This window comes from Pseudoalteromonas sp. Z1A6 (assembly GCF_011378745.1).
GTDB lineage: Bacteria > Pseudomonadota > Gammaproteobacteria > Enterobacterales > Alteromonadaceae > Pseudoalteromonas > Pseudoalteromonas arctica.
This window is the reverse complement of the sequence record NZ_WTKW01000459.1, coordinates 1-2705: the sequence shown is the minus strand read 5'-3', so window position 1 is coordinate 2705 and position 2705 is coordinate 1. Positions and strand designations below refer to the sequence as shown.

Sequence of the window (2705 nt, the reverse complement as noted above, 5' to 3'; positions counted from 1 at the left end):
GTGATAAAACATAAAATACTGGTTTTTGTTTTCGGCTTTCTCATTCACTCCTCTTTTACTTCTCATTGTGCAAATAAAAGCTTTTAAAGGGCTAATTAATTTACAAAGAGCTTAAGAGGCGCTGCGCTTTTAGAGTAGTGATACATATTGGCCGATCTGGTTTTTCTCAGTTATTACTGATTACCTTATCTTTGTGAAAGAAATTACTTATACTTTTAATAATAATTAAAATAAAAACGTATTGCGGAGGGGGAGAATACCTAAGCAACAGCAATTAAACGCTATCGCTTAAAGTATAAATCAATCGCTTTAGTGAGGAGCTCGTCGAGTTGTTCTTCAAATTCTTCAATATTAATATCAAAGTGCTTTAAGTACGCATGAGCCTGAGCAAGTGATAAATTACGGCTGTTAACGCTATATTGTCGCTCGTCTATGGCTTTATCGTAACGAGGTAAAAATACAAATTGGCCATAAAATGGTGACTTAATATGTTTATTTGCAAAACGACAAAAATCTTCAACATGCTCAGCACCCTTAGGGCCAAGGCAACCGGGCTCGATGCGATACATTAAGCGAATTTTTTTGTCGTCATTTATTTGCATATAAAGCCTTTATCTAAAAAACAGTACGCGTACTATTTTTCCATCTTTAATTTGGTAACTCGAAATAAGTTCTGAGCGTTTATCAACTACCTTTTCGTCAGTTGAGCAGGTTTCTGATAGTTCGTGATCAATCACTATATCGCCGTGCACTATGCGCTTAATTGGTGATGAGTGAATACACTTTAACTTTTTAAACATTAGCCCATAACGTTCTATTAGTTTTTCTTTACCTTTAAATAATAGCTCATTAGGGAAAATATAAAACTCAACATCTTCGGCATATACACGAAGAAACTCTTCAATGTTACGCGCGTTATACGCTTTAACTAACTGCTCTACTACCGCAAGTGATTCGCGCGATTGCTTAGCTTTAGTTTGTTGCTTAACTGTCAGCGCTTCTTTTGCTTGCGTAACTGCTTTTTCAGCTTCGGCTACAGCCACTGCTTTTTCTATTTTATTTTTCGGCTTTTCAGTAGGTTTAATCTGCTCGTTACCCAATACCTTTGAATCGTCTGGTTTAGTCGCATCAATTGTTGGCTTTTTAAGCTCAGGTGCTTTGTATTCAAGCGTATTTACTTTGTCGTCAGCTTTGACTTGAGTTACTGATTGCTCATCTTCAACTTTGGGTTTTTCAACGTTTGCTTGAGCTTCAACTTGCTGCTCTTTTTGCTCAGGCTCGCTTTGTTCTGCGGCGTAAGTAATAAGCGCAACGGTGGTAATTAACGAGGCAAAAATAATAGATAACGGTTTCATAACTTTCCTAAAATGAACACTAAACACGTGTAATACCAATTACATTAAATAAGTGATCTATTATAGCGTCAAGAAAATAGCACAATAACAAGGCGAAAATTGTGACATATAGTTGTTCTATATGAATAACTTTTAACGCAGTTAGTGAGTTATTTAATGCGATAGAATGATCATATTTTTGATAATATTGGTATAAGGGTGCAACATAGCAAATTTTAACGTTATCGGATAGTTAATACCACCACTGTAGCCTACCAGTACTGCTCTACAGTAATGTTACCGGGTGCTTTGCGGCGGTTACGCGTAAAGTTTTTATCGAGAAGTAGCGCGGTGGTGTCTTTTACCATTTGTGGATTTCCGCAAATCATAAATTGCGCGTTACTAGGCTCAGGATTTAATTTTACATGTTCAAACAAGCCGTTGCTCTCAATAGCGTTAGTAATCCGGCCACTTAAGCCTTGTAATGGCTCTTCTCTACTTACAACAGGAATATAGTTGAGTTGTTCTGGGTACACTCTTAATAACTCGTTAATAAGTGCCTGATAGCTTAAGTCGTTATTAAAACGTACACCATGCACTAAGTTTATGCTTTTGTATTTTTTCCATACATCGGGCTGTTGTAATATCGATAAAAAAGGGCCTATGGCAGTGCCAGTACCTAACATCCAAAGCTGATCGCTTTGTGGTATTTCATCAAGAGTAAAAAAGCCGGTTGCGTGTTGTTCTATTAATACGGTTTCGCCAGGTTGTAATGTAGCTAAACGAGGAGAAAGCAAACCGTCAATAACGTTAATAAGGTAAAACTCAAGATCGGGGTTTTCAGGGGCATTCACATATGAATAAGCCCGAGCAATACGCTTGTCGCCATCCATTATAGAAAGCTTTGTAAATTGCCCTGCTTTAAACGGCTCTACATTAGCATTAACGGTTAAGCTAAAGAGCGTTTCGCTCCACCATGTTACGCTTTTTACTGTTGCTTCAACCCAATTAGACATAGTTACCTCTTGGTTTAGCCATTAAAGTTTTAAATAACTCACTCCATAAACATTAGCATTAAGTGACAAAGACTTACAGGAGAATATGACTAGATTTAAAGCAGTGATGTATGCAGAATTTACCAATAAAATAATGTGAATAATTAGCTCTGCGATAGGAGCCATTAATTGCATAAGGAAAAGCGAAGCAGCAGTAACTAAGAAAAATAAAGTCAAAAAAACAGTGCTTTTTTATTTTATCACTCACTTTAAAAGCGCTGCGTCTTATATCACCATTCGTGAATTATTTACTTGAAAAACTATTGCACTAGGAGAAGCCAAAGAGGAGTAAATGAGAAGAGCCAAGCCAGAAACG

At 36.9% G+C, this 2705-nt stretch carries 3 protein-coding genes; all 3 read right to left on the bottom strand.

Annotated features, from left to right (window positions below; translation table 11 throughout):
- Window positions 1-281: 281 nt before the first annotated feature.
- The 3 genes from GQR46_RS18485 to GQR46_RS18475 all read right to left on the bottom strand — a co-directional run bounded on the left by GQR46_RS18485 (window position 282) and on the right by GQR46_RS18475 (window position 2350).
- Window positions 282-602: a hypothetical protein gene (locus GQR46_RS18485; RefSeq protein WP_165741988.1), complete on the bottom strand. Its 321-nt coding sequence runs from the start codon at window positions 600-602 to the stop codon at window positions 282-284.
- Between the two features lie 9 nt (window positions 603-611).
- Window positions 612-1355, bottom strand: coding sequence for a nuclear transport factor 2 family protein (locus tag GQR46_RS18480; protein ID WP_165728790.1), 744 nt, complete (start codon window positions 1353-1355; stop codon window positions 612-614).
- Between the two features lie 251 nt (window positions 1356-1606).
- Window positions 1607-2350, bottom strand: a complete 744-nt coding sequence (locus tag GQR46_RS18475; RefSeq protein ID WP_101164395.1) for a ferredoxin--NADP reductase — start codon at window positions 2348-2350, stop codon at window positions 1607-1609.
- Window positions 2351-2705: the final 355 nt, after the last annotated feature.

What these genes read in the sequence shown, in the direction of transcription:
- GQR46_RS18480 (WP_165728790.1), bottom strand. Translation starts at nt 1,355, where the DNA reads ATGAAACCGTTATCTATTATTTTTGCCTCGTTAATTACCACCGTTGCG.
- GQR46_RS18485 (WP_165741988.1), bottom strand. Translation starts at nt 602, where the DNA reads ATGCAAATAAATGACGACAAAAAAATTCGCTTAATGTATCGCATCGAG.
- GQR46_RS18475 (WP_101164395.1), bottom strand. Translation starts at nt 2,350, where the DNA reads ATGTCTAATTGGGTTGAAGCAACAGTAAAAAGCGTAACATGGTGGAGC.